This is a genomic window from Flavobacterium sp. Sd200 (assembly GCF_009826935.1).
Classification (GTDB): domain Bacteria; phylum Bacteroidota; class Bacteroidia; order Flavobacteriales; family Flavobacteriaceae; genus Flavobacterium.
In genome coordinates this window covers 460,286-479,480 of record NZ_WUMN01000003.1, presented here as the reverse complement: position 1 = coordinate 479,480, position 19,195 = coordinate 460,286, and the positions used below count along the sequence as shown (strand labels likewise).

At 39.0% G+C, this 19,195-nt stretch carries 21 protein-coding genes; 1 reads left to right on the top strand and 20 read right to left on the bottom strand.

Translation table 11 applies throughout. The features are described from left to right. Positions 1–3: 3 nt before the first annotated feature. The 9 genes from rpsU to GR160_RS11290 all read right to left on the bottom strand — a co-directional run bounded on the left by rpsU (position 4) and on the right by GR160_RS11290 (position 8,750). A complete protein-coding gene (gene rpsU / locus GR160_RS11330; RefSeq protein ID WP_160749978.1) occupies positions 4–198 on the bottom strand; it encodes a 30S ribosomal protein S21 in 195 nt (64 codons plus the stop codon). A gap of 73 nt (positions 199–271) precedes the next feature. Then, on the bottom strand, positions 272–1,633 hold the full coding sequence (locus GR160_RS11325; protein ID WP_160749977.1) for an alpha-amylase: 1,362 nt from the start codon (positions 1,631–1,633) through the stop codon (positions 272–274). Between the two features lie 162 nt (positions 1,634–1,795). Further along, positions 1,796–2,938 (bottom strand): acyl-CoA dehydrogenase family protein, encoded by a 1,143-nt coding sequence (locus tag GR160_RS11320; protein ID WP_160749976.1) that lies wholly within the window; start codon positions 2,936–2,938, stop codon positions 1,796–1,798. Positions 2,939–2,954: 16 nt separating this feature from the next. After that, the gene (locus tag GR160_RS11315) at positions 2,955–3,872 is read right to left on the bottom strand and encodes a helix-hairpin-helix domain-containing protein (protein ID WP_160749975.1); all 918 of its coding nucleotides are present in this window, start codon (positions 3,870–3,872) and stop codon (positions 2,955–2,957) included. 10 nt (positions 3,873–3,882) lie between these two features. Continuing rightward, entirely contained in the window at positions 3,883–4,110 is a 228-nt protein-coding gene (locus GR160_RS11310) for a PspC domain-containing protein (RefSeq protein ID WP_160749974.1), read from the bottom strand. Between the two features lie 90 nt (positions 4,111–4,200). Beyond that, the gene (locus tag GR160_RS11305) at positions 4,201–5,469 is read right to left on the bottom strand and encodes a DUF2851 family protein (RefSeq protein ID WP_160749973.1); all 1,269 of its coding nucleotides are present in this window, start codon (positions 5,467–5,469) and stop codon (positions 4,201–4,203) included. Positions 5,470–5,620: 151 nt separating this feature from the next. Then, a complete protein-coding gene (locus GR160_RS11300) occupies positions 5,621–7,906 on the bottom strand; it encodes a hypothetical protein (protein ID WP_160749972.1) in 2,286 nt (761 codons plus the stop codon). A 128-nt stretch (positions 7,907–8,034) separates the two neighbouring features. After that, a complete protein-coding gene (locus tag GR160_RS11295) occupies positions 8,035–8,331 on the bottom strand; it encodes a DUF721 domain-containing protein (RefSeq protein ID WP_160749971.1) in 297 nt (98 codons plus the stop codon). Beyond that, entirely contained in the window at positions 8,331–8,750 is a 420-nt protein-coding gene (locus GR160_RS11290; RefSeq protein ID WP_160749970.1) for a lipocalin family protein, read from the bottom strand. The genes GR160_RS11295 and GR160_RS11290 overlap by 1 nt, the downstream gene beginning before the upstream one ends. Positions 8,751–8,846: 96 nt before the next feature. On the opposite strand from GR160_RS11290, the gene GR160_RS11285 reads away from it, so the two are divergent. Then, positions 8,847–9,917 (top strand): serine hydrolase, encoded by a 1,071-nt coding sequence (locus GR160_RS11285; protein ID WP_160749969.1) that lies wholly within the window; start codon positions 8,847–8,849, stop codon positions 9,915–9,917. On the opposite strand, the gene GR160_RS11280 is transcribed toward GR160_RS11285, so the two are convergent. From GR160_RS11280 to GR160_RS11230, 11 genes are all read right to left on the bottom strand, one after another. Further along, positions 9,910–11,148: a hypothetical protein gene (locus GR160_RS11280; RefSeq protein ID WP_160749968.1), complete on the bottom strand. Its 1,239-nt coding sequence runs from the start codon at positions 11,146–11,148 to the stop codon at positions 9,910–9,912. The genes GR160_RS11285 and GR160_RS11280 overlap by 8 nt on opposite strands. 42 nt (positions 11,149–11,190) lie before the next feature. After that, a complete protein-coding gene (ftsY, locus tag GR160_RS11275) occupies positions 11,191–12,144 on the bottom strand; it encodes a signal recognition particle-docking protein FtsY (RefSeq protein WP_160749967.1) in 954 nt (317 codons plus the stop codon). Positions 12,145–12,249: 105 nt separating this feature from the next. Next, on the bottom strand, positions 12,250–12,402 hold the full coding sequence (locus GR160_RS11270; RefSeq protein ID WP_160749966.1) for a DUF4295 domain-containing protein: 153 nt from the start codon (positions 12,400–12,402) through the stop codon (positions 12,250–12,252). Positions 12,403–12,412: 10 nt separating this feature from the next. Then, positions 12,413–12,595, bottom strand: coding sequence for a 50S ribosomal protein L33 (rpmG, locus tag GR160_RS11265; protein ID WP_045968086.1), 183 nt, complete (start codon positions 12,593–12,595; stop codon positions 12,413–12,415). Between the two features lie 33 nt (positions 12,596–12,628). Then, complete coding sequence (gene rpmB / locus GR160_RS11260; RefSeq protein ID WP_054409746.1) at positions 12,629–12,865, bottom strand: 50S ribosomal protein L28; 237 nt, start codon at positions 12,863–12,865, stop codon at positions 12,629–12,631. Positions 12,866–12,946: 81 nt separating this feature from the next. Then, the gene (locus GR160_RS11255) at positions 12,947–14,194 is read right to left on the bottom strand and encodes a CinA family nicotinamide mononucleotide deamidase-related protein (protein WP_160749965.1); all 1,248 of its coding nucleotides are present in this window, start codon (positions 14,192–14,194) and stop codon (positions 12,947–12,949) included. Between the two features lie 2 nt (positions 14,195–14,196). Beyond that, a complete protein-coding gene (locus tag GR160_RS11250) occupies positions 14,197–14,541 on the bottom strand; it encodes an Hpt domain-containing protein (RefSeq protein WP_160749964.1) in 345 nt (114 codons plus the stop codon). Continuing rightward, positions 14,541–15,152, bottom strand: a complete 612-nt coding sequence (locus GR160_RS11245; RefSeq protein ID WP_160749963.1) for a fumarylacetoacetate hydrolase family protein — start codon at positions 15,150–15,152, stop codon at positions 14,541–14,543. Before GR160_RS11245 ends, GR160_RS11250 begins: the two co-directional genes overlap by 1 nt. Before the next feature lie 16 nt (positions 15,153–15,168). Continuing rightward, the gene (locus tag GR160_RS11240; protein WP_160749962.1) at positions 15,169–15,945 is read right to left on the bottom strand and encodes a 3'-5' exonuclease; all 777 of its coding nucleotides are present in this window, start codon (positions 15,943–15,945) and stop codon (positions 15,169–15,171) included. A gap of 101 nt (positions 15,946–16,046) precedes the next feature. Further along, positions 16,047–16,703, bottom strand: a complete 657-nt coding sequence (locus GR160_RS11235) for a M15 family metallopeptidase (protein ID WP_160749961.1) — start codon at positions 16,701–16,703, stop codon at positions 16,047–16,049. Positions 16,704–16,760: 57 nt separating this feature from the next. Continuing rightward, complete coding sequence (locus tag GR160_RS11230) at positions 16,761–19,187, bottom strand: delta-60 repeat domain-containing protein (RefSeq protein WP_160749960.1); 2,427 nt, start codon at positions 19,185–19,187, stop codon at positions 16,761–16,763. Positions 19,188–19,195: the final 8 nt, after the last annotated feature.

Here is a 19,195-nt window from a genome sequence, read left to right as displayed (position 1 = left end):
CTATTAACTCTCGGCAGCGTCGCGAAGACCCTGAATATAGCTTGCTTTTTGTATTTGAGCCCTACGAACAACTGATGGTTTTATGAAAGCCTGACGGCTTCTTAGCTGACGTACAACACCAGTCTTATCAAATTTACGTTTGTAACGCTTAAGCGCTCTATCGATATTTTCTCCGTCTTTAATTGGTATAATCAACATAATATAACACCTCCTCTCGTTAAGGCTGCAAACTTATAACTATTTTACAAACCCACAAAATTAAAACTGCTTTTTATTTTACCGACCATATTGTATAGCCATGCGGCGGAGCCTCCACCTGCACCCATTTACCCGATTGCGTTGTAGGCTCCCAGGAAGAATTACCTGTGTAGTCTTTAATAACGGTACTAACCCAATTGGTTTCAACCCATCGTTGTTGCCATGAATCGCTATTATTTATATATATCAAAATACCCGGAGATCCGTTTCGTTTAGCTACATATTCATCATTATCCGCATAAAGGTAAGTAGTACCTCCTGTAGCTTTATTATTATGTATCCATATAAGATTATTAAGTTTATTTTTATCCAGCCATTCTTCATAGTCCCTATAAAAAACGCACGGATAACCTTCATGAGTCAAAATATAAGCATAAGCTAATAATTTATTATTATATATCTCATTGGTATCATGGTTAGACACAAAGGTAACCGCACGGTAAGGATTTCTCTTTAATAACATATCACCGTTAAGCTGCGTAAGATCATTATTATTAAGAGCATCCCGCATTTTATAGTAGCAGGCAAAATCAAAAGCGCTTGCCTCCGCACTATTAACCCAGGTTTCTAATACACCTGCATTTCCATCCCAGTTTTCGCCAACTGTAAAACCACCCACTGCGTCTTTAAAATTTTTAACTACCCAGGGTTCAAACCCTTTAACATAATCAAACCTCCAACCATCAAACCCCATAGTATTCTTGTAGTATTTTGCTATAGAATTGGCATTATTATAAAGCCAGTCCTGCACATATACCTTATCATGGCAAAGATCAGGAAAGCCCCCGAAGCTGCCTGCGTCGGATGAGTGAACATTGTTAGGATGAAAATCGTTATACGATCGCGCAAACATGCCTGATGCCGGCTGAAAGTTTGTATAAGTATTACTATTAGCATAAGGATTATATTCCGAGGCTCCACCGCTACTGTGGTTTACCACTATATCGGCAATCACACTAAGGTCGTTAGTATGGGCTGTACTTATAAGCGACTGTAATTCTGCAAGCGACCCAAAACGGGTTTCTACAGAACCCATTTGGTTATAGCTTCCAAAATCAAAATAGTCAAAAGGATCATATCCCATAGAATAACCGCCACTTTGCCCTTTTGTTGCCGGAGGAAGCCAAACAGCATCTATACCTGCCGACGCCCACGAAGGCACTTTAGCCGAAATAGTATTCCACCAGTTACCCCCACCGGGCACATCCCAATAAAAAGCCTGCATCATTACTTTTGTTCCCGTTGATCTTGCTGCATCTTGATTTTTTATTGCTCCCACATTCTCAACAGTAGGTTCTTTAGATACCGTATCGGCATCATTGCTGCATCCCCACAAAAACATTGCAGAGAAAGCGGTAATAAATATACATTTCATAAATAAAAGGTTTGGTTTTTACCTAAATTACAAAATGAAGCTTTAAAAATTAAAAAATTATCATCTATACACAAACTACATCGTTGTAGTGTTGATAAATAAAACTAAAAAGGCTTTCTGTATTACAGAAAGCCCTTAAAGGAGTTAGTTAGTTTTTAAATATTAGTCTTTCAGCAAATTACGTGATATTACCAGCTTCTGTATTTCGGTAGTTCCTTCACCTATCGTACATAACTTAGAGTCACGATAAAATTTCTCTACAGGAAAATCTTTAGTGTAACCATATCCGCCATGTATTTGTACTGCCTCGTTAGCAACACGCACGCAAACTTCGGAGGCATACATTTTTGCCATAGCCCCTGCTTTGGTTACTGGCTTATGGTTGTTTTTTAAATAGGCTGCCTTATGCAAAAGCAGTTCCGACGCCTCAATCTCGGTAGCCATATCGGCAAGTTTAAACGCTATGCCCTGAAAATTACTGATAGGCTGACCAAACTGATAGCGCTCTTTACTGTATTTAAGAGCAGCCTCATAAGCCCCTTTAGCAATACCCAACGACAAAGCTCCTATAGATATGCGTCCGCCATCAAGCACTTTCATAGCCTGTACAAACCCCTCGCCTACTTCGCCAAGGCGGTTGGCATCGGGCACGCGGCAGTTATCAAACACCAGTTCGGCGGTTTCGCTGGCACGCATACCAAGCTTGTTCTCCTTTTTACCACTGCTAAAACCCGACATGCCTTTTTCAAACACAAAAGCAGTCATGCCTTTAGAGTCACCTTTTTCTCCGGTGCGCACTATCACCACAGCCACATCGCCCGATTTGGCATGCGTAATAAAATTCTTTGCACCGTTAACCACCCAGTGATCGCCGTCTTTAACCGCAGTTGTATTCATACCTCCGGCATCGCTGCCTGTATTATGCTCGGTTAAACCCCAGGCACCTATATGTTCGGCTGTAGCCAGTTTAGGCAGCCATTTCTTTTTTTGCTCTTCGTTGCCAAACGTAAGGATGTGGTTAGTACAAAGCGAATTGTGTGCTGCTACCGAAAGCCCTATCGAAGGGTCTACCTTACTTATTTCATCAACAACAGTAATATATTCATGATAGCCCAGGCCACTGCCGCCATATTCTTCGGGAACCAAAACCCCCATATAGCCCATTTGCCCAAGCTGTTTAAAAAGTTCTACCGGAAAATGCTGCGATTCGTCCCACTCCATAATATTAGGACGGATGTGAAGTTCTGCAAACTCCCTGATCGACTGTGCAATCATGGCCTGCGTTTCATTTTGATCAAAATTCATTTTATCAGCTTATTTTTTAGTATTCCAAATATAAGCTAATTATTTTTGATTTATCAATAAAAATATCATTAATTTTTGACAATTCATCAAAATTAGCAATTTTACCCTTCATGCTGCGCTGGGTAATGATGGCTTTAGCAATATCTTTATTAAAATACGGGAAGCGTGAAAGTTGCTGTAACGACGCGGTATTAACATTAATGGTTGCTACCTGTGGGTTCTCTCCAGCCTTAAAGCCTTTCTTAAGCCCGGCAATAGCTTCCGGGGAAAATTCTTTAAAATCTTCCATCTGGTCCATACTTACAAAAGCACCAAGATCGGAACGGCGTAGCAATATTTTTTTAGCAAATGCCGGGCCTATGCCATAAACTTCGATCAAGTCTTCTTCGAGAGCCGTATTAATGTCTAATAATGGTTTCGAAATTTTCTTTTCTGCGAACGTTTTTACCTTAGTATCGAACGACGTTTTATTTGATGTCAACACAGACCCGTTGCTCGCAACCTGTTCGCCATATTTTTTATTTACCCAGTCGGGAAATTTAAAATAAGGAGAAATTTTATTTAAAAGACTGTCCGAAACCTTTGTTACCGTTTTAAAATCGGCAACGGTATTTATCCATTTACCGCTATCCCTGTAAGCATGCAATCGGTCTATTTCTTCTACAGACATACCCAGCGTGTACCCTTTATGATCGGTAATAAAATTAGGATTAAATGGATATATGATAAACTTCTTCTGCCCCTTTTTAGCCTTAAGCCCGTCTATTTTTGTTTGCAGTGCAAGCCATTCTTTTTCTTCCGCTGTCTTGTCTGTACGGGTCTTAAAATTGGTATTGCTTATAAAATAGTACCCAACCTGAACAGCAATTATAACTACGCACAGGGCTATTATGCCTTTGCGCTGGTCTTTTGTCAGGGAGTAATAAAAGTGCATTTTTATTAGCTTAAAGATCGAAAACAGAACTGCGCTTGGTATACACCATATCTTTTAGCTTTAACCAAAATGCTAATGTAAGATATACGCCAAACCATAACCCAATAGTTACAAACGTTATGTATATAAAAAACAAGCGCACGTTTGTGGCACGCATGCCAAGCTTATCTGCAAAGCGTGAGGCTACCTCAAAGCCATGCTTTTCAAAAAAATGCCTTATGTTTGTTATGAGTGACATTACAATTTTTGTTTCAGGTTTAAAGTTTAAAGTTCTTACTCCTGCGTACCACTTTACGACTTTTGACTTTACGACTCCGTATCAAATATACTACTTTTTTAGCAGTTGCAAGCCCAAACCGCATTGCAGGCATCGTTTATGATTGCAGTATTCGTTTTTGAGCTGCAGGAGCGACTGGCTGTCATAGGCCGAGGAAACATCCATTTTAAAATACCTGAATTTATCTATTATGCTGTTGCTTTCAGCCTCAAGCTGCTGCATTAGTACAATAAGTTCTTCGCTGTTGTCTTTGCCAATACTTTTGGCATAGGCAAACTTAAACGGGATAACTGTATTGATGATTAGCAGGTCTATAAACGAATGGGACAAAGGCTTACGTTTTTGCGGGCTAACTTTATCAAACTGATAATGGGTGTGCCAGTAGTTTGAGGCCTGCACATTAAAAACTTCGTAAAGTTGGGGTAATGTTTTGGCGGCAATAATTTTTGAGAAAAGGCTATGATCGTTATTATAAAGTTGTGCCAGTTGCGAAAGACGGATGGTTGGAAAATTATCCGGCCGATGCCTGAAAAACTCTACCCTATTGATATGCACAGGCTGCAATTGATGCTTATGGCTCATGTATGCAAAAAGCCCTTTCAGCCCCTGTGCATAAATATCTTCAAACGTGTCGTTTAAAAGCCCGGCACGCCCCAGTAGTAATGCCTCAATATTCTCAGGCTCAAAAATCTCTTTGCGCACCACACTGAAAGGCAGAGATTTTGCCATTTCAAAAAATACATCGCCGTTGGTATTAAGTCCGAAGTTTTTAGCAAGAAAACAAAACAACACGGCTTCCCAATCGTTGTAGGTTTCTTTTGCCAATTCTATAATAGGCAAAGACTTACGCTCAAGTCGTTCAAAAAACAAACGTTCTTTCCAGTTGTTTACTACAAAGACATTAATATTAGAAAGTTCTTTTTCGCAATTGATCCAGGTCTTTGCAGAAGCCAGTTCGTTATAGCCCGCCAGCAATTTAAAATCTACATAATGCTTAAGTTCCAGCACAGGTATCTCACTGCCATTTTTGCGAAGCACCTCCGTATCATGATCCCAAACCACATGTAAAATTACATTATCATAATTGGTATCTGTTTCATGGCTGTGCAAATACCAATCTGACGATCTAATGTGTATTTCTACATTACCTGCCCATTTTTGGCCGCCAATAATTATTTGTGCGTTAAAAAAATCAGGCCCTGCAAGCTGAAGATACTGCCCACTATTTACAATTTGTAATGGTTCTCCATGCACAGTGGTTAAACCCTGTAGGTTAAACTTTTTAAACTGCCACACATAATGCAGGAAATCTTCTTTCATAGCCAGTGTATTGAAATAAATACTTAACCTGGCTAAAATAGGTAGTGGTAACGATTGTTTTTTGAGGGTTTCCTTATTTATACCATATCTCGCAAAAAGTTCTTTTTTGGTCTTTCCTTCGAACTACAACCAATAAACTACAAACCGTAATTTACTTCAACTCCTTTTTATCTACCTTAAATTCGGTAATCTGACTGCCAAGCAGTCCGTCAGCAGTTACACCCTCTGCCACAACCCTGAATTTAGAATTGATATCCGATGTGTAAAACTCAACCTCTGCCCTACCGTTACTATCAGTAATAACATCAGGTTTCCATAACAGTGTATTCCTGAAATCATCGGCAATATCTGCAAACTCGCCATCATAAACCGGGTTATAAAATTCTTTTATTGGATAATAGCCTTTAAGACGTGTTATATTAAACTTAGCCAGCAATTCTTCCTCTGTATATTTAGGATATCGATAGGGCCCCATAAGCATATCGGTAAACGGGTCTTTATAAATCTCGCCCTCCACCGGTTTGCGTCCATTTATAGGATGATTACGGCAGTTCAAAACATTGAGTTGGCAAACATAATCGTTAGGAGCAGCAAGGCTATCCAGTTTCCCTATATATTTATCCGAAAAACGGCGCGGCTTTTTAACCCTTGCCGTTAGTACAACTTCTTTAAGCTGGGTTATATTACGCGCTGCCTTAAAACGTTCTTCGCGCTGCGGTGTCTTTTTTATCTCTAACTCCATTTGCGGGAAGTCAAACTGCTTTTGTTGCAGCAAAGTGTTTATTTTTTCCTCTGCCATATTACTGATCGGCCTGATGCTGATGTTTTGTTTGTCCTGAAGCAACCTGAAATATACATACCCCCTGTTTTTACTTTGTAGGTATTCGGGAGCTATCATGTAATTACCTTTCTCATCAACCTCAAGCATCGATTTTTCAGAATCTTCATCGGCGGTATAACTTATCACATACTGCACACCCAAAAGTTTCTCTAATTTTTCTTTTCGGGCAATAATAGTCCCTGTCAATGAATCAGACACAAAAGGCTTCTCTTTACTATTTTGACTCATAAGGTTATCGGCATTCCATTCATATGCTCGCCATCCCTGAGTGAGCATCAGCAGATCTAAAGCTTTGCTTCGGTTTGTATTTGCGGGGTCAAAATAATATTTCGGATTGTAAACCCTACCTCTTAGCTGGGTAGAAAGCTGGTAATAAGTCGAAATATTTTCGCAATTTTTAAGGTCGGTATAAATATCGTCACAAACGCTAACACCTAAGTGAGATACTACAGGTTTGCCTCTATCATCCGTAGCTAAAAGTTTAAGGGTTACCTTTTCTTTATTACCAAAGTCTACTTTAGAGAGTGTTGTTGTTAAGTGTATCTTTTTGTTACTGTTTACATATACCAAACGCTCAGCCACCGGTTCTAAATTGGCATTAAAAAGTGTGACTTCGGCAATACCCTGTTGCAAACTGTCGGTTTTTATTTTTATAAGCCTTTCCTGTTTAAGCTCAAATTCAGCCATACTGTTTATAACACCGCGCGACTGCATCCTGAAATACATTTTTTGTGTAGGCAGGCTTTTACTTTGCGATACTTTAAAGGCCAACAAATTATCTTTCTCGTAAAGCAACTGAATCGTTTGCCCTACAGATTGAACTTTTGGCAAAGCATATATTTTGTTGTAGCCGTCTAACCTAACGAAATAATCCCTCCCAGCCTCCGGAGTTACATAAAAACTGCCCATACCAGCATGAAAAGTCGTTAAACCCGGCATAGCCTTGGTGCCGTTATACAATGTGCCTTTTACATCAACAGGTTTGCCATGACTGTCTACAGCCTTAAAAGCCACTTTACACGAAATACCTGCTACTAAGTGCCCACCTTCGGGCAGTAATTGAAAATCAATGCTGTCGGGTTTTACAGCAGCTGGTTCTATTATTTTCTCCCGGCCTTCTAAAGCAAAAATATTTTGGATCACCTCTATCTTTTTAACCGATCTGATAAACGTATCATCTACATTAACCGAACGGCCTGTCTGCGCCACAAGAACATACGCTCCAGGTTGCAAAGTATCATTTATATAAATATGCCCATTTGTAAAACCATTAACAACTGCGTATTTTTCCTGCCATACTACTTTTTTCTCCGGCAGCAGCATCAGGCTAACGTATAAAGTTTTTGCCGACTGCGATGGTGTCAGGTACTGCGCATTGAGTACCGTGCCTTTAAACCAAAGATCTTCGGCAGTTTCATAAATATTTTTATTAGTCTGAATGTAAACCTCCTCCTGTACATGGTTTTTAGAAAGGCTCTCTATATTTCCTGATAATGCAACAGGAAATACAGCTGACTCCTGCGCAGTTGCATTACCTGATCCAATTAAAACCAGCATCCATAAAGCTAAAGAAATGGAGTAGTGTAAAAAACTCATATTTAAAAGTTTACCTTAAAAATATCAAATATTTCAATACTTACGACATCGTTTTACAATTTTGGTATAAATAAAAAAAAGCATACCCGTTATCGATATGCTCTCAAATATTATTCACTAAAAATTAATCACCTCAATACAACATCCTTTACTACGTCGCGCCCAAGCTCTTCATTAATCATCTTTACGATCTTCTGGCGGCCGTAGCTCAGCTCTTCACGCAGCACTGCCGATGTTAACTGCACATACAAAACACCACCTTTCAGCATAATCTCACCCGTATAATTGTTTACCCCCGGCCCCATAAGGTTTTTCCAGGCATCGCGCACACTAATGCCATCCATGCCCTTTTGCAGGTTATTTACCTGCATAAATTCTTTAAGTACATCGCTAATAGGGCTATTATCGTTCAGTCGTTTTGCCATTATTTAACTGTAAAAGGTTCCGGTTTTTTATAATGATATTCTATACCGTGCTGGTTTTTTACTACAAGCTCCTCATCGGTCAGTTCAAGTAGCTCTTCCTGCCATTTGGCATAGGTGGTAGTATAATCCATATAGACTTTGTTGTCCTTTTCGGAGATCGATATTTTCTCCGAACCGTCGTTTACTTTATATGTGCCATCAAACTGTGGCATAACTTTTTTACGGAAACCCTCTTTGCCTTTAACCTCAAAATAGTCTATAGTTGGGTTCACTGTATAATCTTTCTCGCTTCCGTCAGGCATAATAACCGATTCAATTTCCCAGTAACCGTTAATTTTTGAGATATCGTCAGCCGAAGCCTTCTTAGCACAGGACAGCAGAGTAAGAGAAGCCACCACGGCCACTACAAGTTTTTTCATATCATAAAATTGAACCACAAATTTAGGCATTAAAAGCATTTTAAAAATAATTACGGTTTAAACATTTTTGTATATTTAAACATTATCATTATTCATATGAAAACCAAAGTTTTACCCATATTATTGTGTACACTTTTTTTATGCTGTTCAAAATCTGACGACAGTACTGTAAACATTCCGGGCGAGGCTATGTACTTCCCTCCTATTGGTACTTCTGAATGGGAGACTACAGATATAAACACCCTCAATTGGAATCCAGACCAAATACAGCCATTGCTTAATTTTCTGGAGGAAAAAAATAGTCGGGCGTTTATGATATTGGTAAACGGGCGTATTGTAATGGAAGAATATTTTAACGGCCACACCGCATCTACCCCTTGGTATTGGGCCAGCGCAGGCAAAACACTTACAGCTACCGTTAGCGGCATTGCAGAGCAGGAGGGCTTTATAAACATAAACAACAAAGTGTCCGACTATCTTGGCACAGGCTGGACAAGTGCACCCACTGCCAAAGAAAACCTTATTACCTGTAAACACCTGCTAAGCATGACATCAGGACTTAATGATGCGCAGGGCGACGATGTATCTGCCGCTAACCTTCAATACACAGCCGATGCCGGAACACGCTGGGCATACCATAATGTATATGTTAAAATGCAGGATGTAATTGCACAGGCCACCAACCAATCTTGGGAGGCTTACTTTAATGCAAAACTCAAAAATAAAATTGGCATGACCGGCGCATGGCTGGAAAGTGGCGAAGACCTGAGCGTTTACTGGAGTACTACCCGCAGCATGGCGCGTTTTGGCCTGATGATACTCAACAAAGGCAAGTGGGAAAATCAAGAAATACTAAACGAGGAGTACTTTACCGATATGGTAAACACTTCTCAAAATATTAATGAAGCCTACGGATATTTATGGTGGCTAAACGGTAAAAACAGCTACCACATGCCTACTGTACAAGCCACATTTGAGGGGGAGCTCATACCTACAGGACCTGACGATATGTTTATGGCACTTGGAAAGAATGACCAAAAAATATATGTTATTCCATCCCGAAAAATGGTAATAATACGAATGGGCGAAGCCGCCGATGATGTAAACTTTGCTTTGTCAGGTTTTGACGAAGACCTGTGGGAAAAGATAAGTGTATTGATTAATTAATGGTATAGCGCAGATTTAAGCTCATTCTGTAAGATGATGTTTCAAGCGGATATAGGGCGTCTTTAAAAAAGTCCCTTGGTGTATCAACCCTAAACTCTATGCCATACTTATTATTTAATGTATAGCCCAGTCCAAAATTAAAAAACATATCCTTTCCAGGCTTAGTTTCATATAACTGCCCTGTGTATGGATCTGAAGAGGTTCCAGAATAATAATGTCTCTCAAAACTTCCTGACGGCAATCCTGTAACAACAGCCGCATCAGCATACAGTTTATTATTAGAGTTAAGCATGTAATTGTAGCGTGCACCCGCATACACGTTAATAATGTTAACATCTATAATATAGCTCGTTTTAACATAGCTTTCGCCCTCTCGCCATTCGCGCACAAAGTCGGTGCTCATGCGTTCATAATCGGCTTTCACAAAAAAAGAGAATTTTCTTGAAGGAATCGTAATAGCAACTTCGCCACCAAAACCAAAACCTGCCTCTGTATTGGTATTATCACTAATCGGTGGGTTAGTATTGTCAAGCTTCATGCCCGAATAATTTACGCCTGCAAACACCGTAAATTCTAACTTCACACTACGGTCTTTTTTAGCACCATATGTTTTTAGCTGACCGCCTTTACACTGGTTATATTCTGTAAATAACTTTTCCAATGAAGACTGGCTGTAGCGCACTTTACTAAAATCTTTAGTATCCTGACCGTTACAGTTTACATCGGTTAACAGTTGTTGCTGGTAGAACCTGCTTATGGCTACCTCATTTTCGGGAGTATAGTATTTTTTATAAACAAGCTGGGTTAATGGTACATTTTTGCTGTCTACCTTGTAAAAAAACAGTTTACCACCGGGTGAATAATAAGAATACAATGAGGCATCGCCCTCTAAAAGCACATTGACAAAAATAGTTTTAGAAGCCCACTCTGGATTCCTGACTTTACTTACCTCATTTGCCTTGATAGTCGAAATTTCCAGATCAACCGTAACTTTTTGATACTTAAAATCACCATCGACACCATACTCCATAATGTCATTGTATTTAAAATCTTCAAAATTTCCTTCAGGCGAATTACCGAATTTTAAAGTGGAAGGCTCGGCAAAATTTCCATAAGAAAAATAGCCTTCTGTTTTTTGTCCCGATGCATCAATATAATATCCTTGCTGAATATCCTGAGCATAAGCAATCACACTGCAAAACAACAGTGTAAAAAAAGTAATGGTTTTCATTAAAAGGTGTGGTTAGTTATTTGTATTGGTTGTTAATGACTTTTATTTAAAAAAAGAATCTACAAATTCATATTTATTAAATACCTGCAGGTCTTCAATACCTTCGCCTACGCCTATGTATTTAACAGGTATTTTAAACTGGTCTGATATGCCTATAACAACACCGCCTTTAGCAGTACCGTCAAGCTTTGTAACAGCAAGACAGGTAACCTCAGTAGCAGCGGTAAATTGTTTGGCCTGTTCAAAAGCATTTTGCCCTGTAGAGCCGTCAAGCACCAAAAGTACATCGTGCGGGGCATCATCAACCACCTTTTGCATTACCCTTTTTACCTTGGTTAACTCGTTCATAAGGTTTATCTTATTGTGCAAACGCCCGGCAGTATCTATAATAACCACATCTGCGTTTTGACTTACGGCACTTTGCAATGTATCAAACGCTACAGATGCAGGATCGCTGCCCATTTGCTGTCTCACAATAGGCACTCCTACCCTGTCTGCCCATACCTGAAGCTGGTCTATAGCCGCTGCCCTAAAAGTATCGGCTGCACCAAGAACCACATTTTTTCCGGCTTTTTTAAACTGATAGGCAAGCTTGCCAATAGTAGTGGTCTTACCCACACCATTAACACCTACTACCATAATTACATACGGTTTTTTATTGGCCGGAATTTCAAAATCTGTAGCTTCACCCGAATGGGTTTCAGACAGTAACCCCGCAATTTCTTCGCGCAATATCTGGTTAAGTTCATCAGTCCCCACATATTTATCGCGGGCCACACGCTCTTCAATGCGCCCTATTACTTTAAGGGTTGTATCTACCCCAACGTCAGAAGCCACCAAAACCTCCTCAAGGTTATCAAGCACTTCATCATCTACGGTAGATTTACCTGCAACGGCTTTAGTAAGCTTAGAAAAAAAAGAGGTCTTTGTTTTTTCCAGCCCTTTATCAAGCGTTTCTTTCTTTTCAGAAGAAAATATTTTTTTAAAGAAGTTCATAAGTATATAAAGAGTAGTCTTTGTTTTTGCGGGGTAAAGATAAAAAATAAAAAAGCTACTTTCTAAAATCGAAAGTAGCTTTTCTATATATGGTTAATGGATTTATTATTTCTTTTTAAGAAATGCATCCACTTCTTCAGGAGCCATAACGCTCTCAACAAAAGTATAAGCACCTGTTTTAGGAGACTTTACCATTTTGATAGCTTTAGTTAACCTCTTTGAAGCTGTTTGTAACGATGCTACGGTTTTCTTTGCCATGACTTATTAATTATTTAATTTCTTTATGTACTGTTACCTTTTTAAGGATAGGATTGAATTTTTTGATCTCTAACCTGTCTGGTGTATTTTTTTTGTTTTTGGTAGTGATGTACCTTGAAGTACCCGGAACACCTGAAGCTTTATGCTCAGTGCACTCTAAAATTACCTGGATTCTGTTGCCTTTCTTTGCCATCGTGCTTATATATTTATTGAGGTGTAACCGGGATTATTTTATAAACCCGTTAGCTTTGGCCTCTTTTAAAACCGCGGCTATACCATTTTTATTAATAGTTTTGATAGTAGAAGCTGCTACTCTAAGTGTGATCCACCTGTCTTCTTCAGGAAGATAAAAACGCTTCTTAACTAAATTTACGCTAAACTTACGTTTAGTTTTGTTCATCGCGTGGGAAACGTTATTTCCAACCATCGCTTTTTTACCGGTAAGGGCACAAACTCTTGACATTATTTCTTAGCTTTTTATATCGTTATTCAAATTCAGGGTGCAAAGAAACAAAAAATAAAAATACTACGCAAACACAATCAGTTAGTTTTTTAAAATTTCCTGATAAATCATTTCCAGTGCTTTACCCGCTGCCCGTTCTATCACTTTTTCGCGCGGTTGGCCAAAGTCAAATTTCTCACTATACACACCCGTTGGAGTAGCTACTCCTATATATACTGTACCCACTCCGGCATCAGCCTCACCTTTTGCAGGCCCGGCATTACCGGTGGTAGCCACCGCATAATCAGACCCAAAAACTTTTTGCGCGCCAAGAGCCATAGCCTCTGCAACAGCAGCACTAACCACACTATGCTCATCTATACTACTTTGCGGCACTCCTAAAATCGCAACTTTAGATGCAGTAGCATAAGTTACTGCGCTCCCTTTAAAATATACCGAAGACCCCGGCACACTGGTTAAGGTCTGCGCTATCCTGCCACCCGTACAGCTTTCGGCGGCTGCAAGGGTTAAACTTTTTTGAGTAAGCAATTTTCCTAAAACCACTTCAATGGTTTCATCCTCGTCAAAACCTACAATTATATCTCCAATAATATCTTTAAGTTTTGCGGTTTCAGCTTCAAGGGTATCACGAAGCAAAACCTCATCTGCACCCTGAGTGCTTAAACGCAAACGCACCTTTCCCGGCGACGGCAGATAGGCCAACTTTACAAAAGCAGGAAGGTTGTTCTCCCAATCTTCTATACGTTCAGCAACAATACTTTCGCCCTGCCCGTAAGTTAAAATGGTTTTATGCAGTATATAAGGCCTTTCAAATTCTTTTACAAGACGTGGCACAACCTCATTATCTATAAGATATTTCATTTCATAAGGCACACCCGGCAACGATATAAACACCGTATTGCCTTTGTGCAGCCACATACCCGGAGCCGTACCTACTGCATTGCGCAACACTGTACTTTTAGACGGCACTAGTGCCTGATCTTTATTGATTTGCGAGGCAGGCCTCTTTAAGGCTTTTTCTATTAACTCAATTACATGAGCTTCTACTTCTTCATTACGCACCAAATGATCGTCAAAATATTCGCATAACGTCATTTTGGTAACATCGTCTTTAGTAGGACCAAGACCACCGGTAATTATAACTACCTCTACCCTATTTTGCAAAGCCGCAAGCGTGTTTAAAATATGATGCCTGTCATCGCTAATCGAAAGCATTTCATGAACATGCACACCTATTTTATCTAACGCCTTTGCAATATAGCCTGAATTGGTATCTACGATCTGTCCAATAAGTATTTCATCGCCAACAGTAATAACAGCCGCTTTCATACTTAAAGGTTATAATCTTTTTTAAGCTCTTTTATAGTAAGCTCTACAAGTTCCCGCAGATTCTTTACCACGTCTTTAATCTCTTTTTTCTTGCCTTTAGCCTTGCTCCAGTTTTCTATGGCAACTACATCTTCATAGGCAAGATCCATACCCAGCAAATCGAGGGTAGGTTTAATTTTGTGCGCTGCACTATATACCTTATTATGATCTTTTTCTTTAAGACCTTCTCTCAGGTTTTTAACTTCCGCAGGGACTTCCTCTAAAAAAAGCATCACAATTTGCTTTGCAAAAGCCGCATCACTGTCGGAAATTGCATATACTTTGGCTAAGTTGTAATTAAGTGCCATTATTTTACCTGTACCTTAAATAATTTCTTCCCTTCCAAAATTCCTTCTAATACATCGCCCGGAAGCACTTTGGCAACACCTTGTGGTGTACCGGTAAATATAACATCGCCTGTTTTTAGCGTAAAATACTTAGAGGCTTCGGCTACCAGTTCATCAATTTTCCAGATCATAAAATCGGCGCTGCTCTTTTGGGCAGTTTCACCATTTTTTACGAGTTCAAATCCTATATTTTCAAGTGAGGCGAATTCAGTTTTAGAAACAAAATCACCCAATACTGCCGAACCATCAAATGCCTTGGCTTTCTCCCAGGACAATCCCTGTTTTATAAGACTCTGTTGCAAATCGCGTGCAGTAAAATCGATACCCACAGTAATTTCGTCATAATACTTATGGGCAAATTTAACATCGATGTATTTACCCACTTTGTTAATTTTTACCACAAGCTCTATCTCATAATGAATATCATCACTAAACTCGGGTATGACAAACGGAAACTGCTTTTGCAACAGTGCCGTGTCCGGCTTCATAAAAATTACCGGTTCGGCCGGTCTCTCGTTATTAAGCTCTGCTATATGTTCTACATAATTGCGCCCTATACAAATAATCTTCATAAGCCACTATAAATAGTTACACTAATTTGTTGTTCAGTTTTCTAAGTTTTATAGCTGTAAGCACTTTTTTGGTGTACAGCGGAAAATCGGCATTTTGTATCCAGCCATAATAGCCTGGCTCCTGCTCCAGCACCTTTTCTACTTTTACGCCTTTATGTTTACCAAAAGTAAATATCTCTTCGCCATTATCATCAAGAGCTATAAACCCTGCAAAATCTACCGCTTTTTTACGGGTGGTAAATTCCGACAGGACTTTCATATCGTTCTCAAGATCGTCATACCTGTCAAGCTGCGATTTTAAAATCTCATAGGTAGCATTGGTATCGGCAGCAGCAGTATGTGCGTTTTCCAACACCTGACCGCAATAAAACTTGTAGGCGGCACTAAGGGTACGTTCTTCTTTTTTATGAAAAATAGTCTGTACATCTACCGATACGCGGTTTTTCATATCAAAATCTACCCCGGCACGCAACAATTCTTCGGCCAGCAAAGGTATATCAAACCTATCGGAATTATATCCGGCAAGATCTGAATCTTTAATCATATTATATATTTGAGCCGACAGTTGTTTAAACGTAGGCTCACTAGCCACTTTCTCGTCGGTAATACCATGAAAAGCTATGGTTTGCGGCGGTATAGGTCTTTCGGGGTTTACCAGCCAGGTCCTGCTTTCTTTGTTCCCGTTAGGATATACCTTAAGTACCGCTATTTCTACAATACGGTCTTTGGTAATATCGGTTCCGGTGGTTTCCAGGTCAAAAAAACAGATAGGCCTGTGCAGTTTAAGTTCCATAAATTAAATTTGTATATATACAAATATAGGATGAGAATATTTTATAAAGAAGATTTTGTTGTGCTATTTACAGGCAAAAAAGCAAACTTTATCGGGCTGTGTCAGTTACACTCCCACACTACCCCCGATGCCGGATAGCGTTTTTGCTTATAATCAAAATGCCACCACTCGCTTTCATAAGGCGAAAACCCTACTCGGATCATTACAGTTCTCAACAGTTTTCGGTTACGCTTAGCCTCTTTACTAAGCCCCTGTGCATTGTAGTGCGAAATTTCAGAAAAATCATCAAACACCCCACCCATATCGAGCAGGTTGCCGTTTTCGTCAGCAAGCGACAGGTCTACCGCTGCACCACGGTTATGATTAGAGCCTTTAGTAGGCCGAGCTACATATTCGGGATTATTGACAATTCTAAACATCTTGTGCTGTATGCTTATGGGACGATAGCAGTCGTAAATTACAATTTTATAACCTTTGTCCTTAAAAATTTCGTTAGCTTCCTCCAACGCCTGCGCCACTTCCGGACGTAAAAAGCACCGCGCACAGGGATACACTTTTTGATGCATAAAGTTAGCCGTATCGGCATAGGCCATTTTATTGATGATGCTAAGCGAGTCGAAGTTTATCTCGCTCCAAACAGAGTCTTTAGGATTATCATAGCTTTTAGACACACTAAATACATTAGAAGAATCTGCGCCAATCGCAGAACTCAGGAGAACGATCAGGCTAATATAAAATATATAGTGGAGTAATTTCATGCTTGGGGTAAATAACAAATATAAGCATAAAAAAACAGCTCCTTGCGGAGCTGCCTGTTAGTAATATATTTTTTTAGAAACCACTGTATCATCTTCGAGTTTCACATTTACAATAAGTATGCGCGAATGCAAAACATCGGTTACTGTAGTACTGAGTGCATTTACATTTTTAGTATCCGATAGCAACCTGCCTGCCATATCATAAACCTTAACCTCTTTTATAGCCTGCCCTACAGATTCTACCTGCAAGGCATCGTTGTTTTTGTAGGCAAATACGGTTTGCGCTTTTGCTGTTTGTTTTGGAGAAGACATTAAACCACTGGTATTAAGACGGATAATATTATTTTTACCAACACCATTGTAGCTACTAAAACTACCCGAAAAAATTATACTATTGCCCTGAAAAGCAATATTTCCGAATCCAGACCCTGAAATAAAAGTGTTATCTATCGTGCCATCATTATTGAACCTCGCAAAACTTACATTTTGTGTTGGTTGTAAATAAGTTGTAGAAAGCTGATAAAATTTACCATCAGGAGCAGTTAAGATTTGATATACAAATGTTGATGAAGTATAATAATCAACATCAACCAAGATAGTGTTTAGAGTTCCGTTCGCGTTAAAACGAACAAGCCTTTGACGATAGCCAGACTGACCGTCTCCATATCCAGCCACAATTATTTTACCATCTGCTTCAACTGCAAAACTATCAAGCCAAAACATAGTCGCACGCGGTACATGGTTAAAAGTCGCATCTTCATTACCATTATAGTCAATTTTATACAAAATTGAAGAAGCACCAGTTGTTCCCACTAAAACTCTTTGCTCTTGTGGCAAATGCAATAAATACACCTGCGGATTATCGTTCCCAAATAAACTACTATCAAAGTCATTATCTACACTTCCATTAGCGTTCAATCTAACTACACCCCCTATAGAAATATTACCATACCTGTTAAAAGGTCCTCCAACAATTATTTTACCATCCGGCAATACTACTACCGCAGATATACGACTTAATTCAGGTCTTGAGTCATGACTAAATTGTTGAGCAGTAAAAGTTGCATCTATGCTACCATCAGAGTTAAGGCGTTTTATTCGCCCATCATATTCCACAAGTACTTTCCCGCCAGGATATAAACTTACAACCTTACCTAAGTCTTCAATGTTTTGATCTGGGGCAAACCCTGGATCAAGAGTACCATCTTCATTTAAACGGGCAATATTATTCCTCAATACTCCGTTGTATGACTGAAAAGTCCCCGAAATTATAATCTTATTATCATCTTGTACCAAAGCACCAACACCACCATCTGCTCCAGTAACTGCACCAGCACCCGTATAAAAAGTATCATCGCTTGATCCATCAATATTTAAACGGGCAAGCCCATTATCTAACACACCATTTAACTTTACATAATTACCATTAACATAAATTTTACCACTTTGAGATACTCCTCTTATCGCACAGGTTAATTCACCTGTATTCGGCACATTAAAATCTACATCATGGCTACCATCACTATTAAGCCTTTTTAATTTAGCTCCTATTTGTATATATAACTTACCACTATTATAAGATCTTAAATCTGTAAAGTAAACATTTTGCAAATCATCTGGAATCTGGAACGTATCATCTTGGCTCCCATCAACATTATATCTTGAAATTATGCTTCCATTTTCTCCTGTATAACAAACTACAAATTTTCCATCTTCCTGCAAAACCAAATATGGATTATTGAGATATTGAGAAAGATTAACAACTAAGCTAGTATCCTGAGATCCGTCGGAATTATACCTTATTACAGCTGCTGCGGAATTATTAAAACTTTCTAAATAAAAAAGTCCAGCAACTAGAACTTTACCATCAGACTGAACTGCAATACCCGAAATCAAAGTATTATTTACAGAATCAATATCAAAATTAATATCGACTATACCATCTGTGTTTAACCGCACAAGTTTATGTCTGTAATAATCAATGTAATATACAAGTAATATTTTCCCATCAGGCAATAAAACAGGATTTAAAACACCTCTATTTGACACTAAATTAGTTGCGTTGAATGTATCGTCGAAAGATCCATCTTCATTTAACCTCGCAATACCATTACAAGCAAAACCATTATAACTAGTAAAAGCTCCTACAATAAACAATTTACCATCAGGCAATCTTAGAATATTATTTACTACTCCATTTGTACCTGTGCCTGAATTAAATGTACCATCAAACGTTTCATCGTTATTAAGCCTAATAATATTATGTACTGTATTACCTAGATATTGAGAAAAAAGACCAACTATAATCACTTTACCGTCAGATTGCTCTATGATTTCATTAACTCTACCTGACAGTCTGTTACTCCATCCTAAATCATCAGGATTAAAAGTCATATCTACACTCCCATCCTGTTGTGCAAAGCAAATAGTAATCGAAAACAGCATTAGCAGAGACACTAATGCATAAGTAATTTTATTTTTCATTGTTTTAT

Coding starts and splice junctions, on each gene's coding strand:
- rpsU (WP_160749978.1), bottom strand. CDS start 198: ATGTTGATTATACCAATTAAAGACGGAGAAAATATCGATAGAGCGCTT.
- GR160_RS11325 (WP_160749977.1), bottom strand. CDS start 1,633: ATGAAATGTATATTTATTACCGCTTTCTCTGCAATGTTTTTGTGGGGA.
- GR160_RS11320 (WP_160749976.1), bottom strand. CDS start 2,938: ATGAATTTTGATCAAAATGAAACGCAGGCCATGATTGCACAGTCGATC.
- GR160_RS11315 (WP_160749975.1), bottom strand. CDS start 3,872: ATGCACTTTTATTACTCCCTGACAAAAGACCAGCGCAAAGGCATAATA.
- GR160_RS11310 (WP_160749974.1), bottom strand. CDS start 4,110: ATGTCACTCATAACAAACATAAGGCATTTTTTTGAAAAGCATGGCTTT.
- GR160_RS11305 (WP_160749973.1), bottom strand. CDS start 5,469: ATGAAAGAAGATTTCCTGCATTATGTGTGGCAGTTTAAAAAGTTTAAC.
- GR160_RS11300 (WP_160749972.1), bottom strand. CDS start 7,906: ATGAGTTTTTTACACTACTCCATTTCTTTAGCTTTATGGATGCTGGTT.
- GR160_RS11295 (WP_160749971.1), bottom strand. CDS start 8,331: ATGGCAAAACGACTGAACGATAATAGCCCTATTAGCGATGTACTTAAA.
- GR160_RS11290 (WP_160749970.1), bottom strand. CDS start 8,750: ATGAAAAAACTTGTAGTGGCCGTGGTGGCTTCTCTTACTCTGCTGTCC.
- GR160_RS11285 (WP_160749969.1), top strand. CDS start 8,847: ATGAAAACCAAAGTTTTACCCATATTATTGTGTACACTTTTTTTATGC.
- GR160_RS11280 (WP_160749968.1), bottom strand. CDS start 11,148: ATGAAAACCATTACTTTTTTTACACTGTTGTTTTGCAGTGTGATTGCT.
- ftsY (WP_160749967.1), bottom strand. CDS start 12,144: ATGAACTTCTTTAAAAAAATATTTTCTTCTGAAAAGAAAGAAACGCTT.
- GR160_RS11270 (WP_160749966.1), bottom strand. CDS start 12,402: ATGGCAAAGAAAACCGTAGCATCGTTACAAACAGCTTCAAAGAGGTTA.
- rpmG (WP_045968086.1), bottom strand. CDS start 12,595: ATGGCAAAGAAAGGCAACAGAATCCAGGTAATTTTAGAGTGCACTGAG.
- rpmB (WP_054409746.1), bottom strand. CDS start 12,865: ATGTCAAGAGTTTGTGCCCTTACCGGTAAAAAAGCGATGGTTGGAAAT.
- GR160_RS11255 (WP_160749965.1), bottom strand. CDS start 14,194: ATGAAAGCGGCTGTTATTACTGTTGGCGATGAAATACTTATTGGACAG.
- GR160_RS11250 (WP_160749964.1), bottom strand. CDS start 14,541: ATGGCACTTAATTACAACTTAGCCAAAGTATATGCAATTTCCGACAGT.
- GR160_RS11245 (WP_160749963.1), bottom strand. CDS start 15,152: ATGAAGATTATTTGTATAGGGCGCAATTATGTAGAACATATAGCAGAG.
- GR160_RS11240 (WP_160749962.1), bottom strand. CDS start 15,945: ATGGAACTTAAACTGCACAGGCCTATCTGTTTTTTTGACCTGGAAACC.
- GR160_RS11235 (WP_160749961.1), bottom strand. CDS start 16,703: ATGAAATTACTCCACTATATATTTTATATTAGCCTGATCGTTCTCCTG.
- GR160_RS11230 (WP_160749960.1), bottom strand. CDS start 19,187: ATGAAAAATAAAATTACTTATGCATTAGTGTCTCTGCTAATGCTGTTT.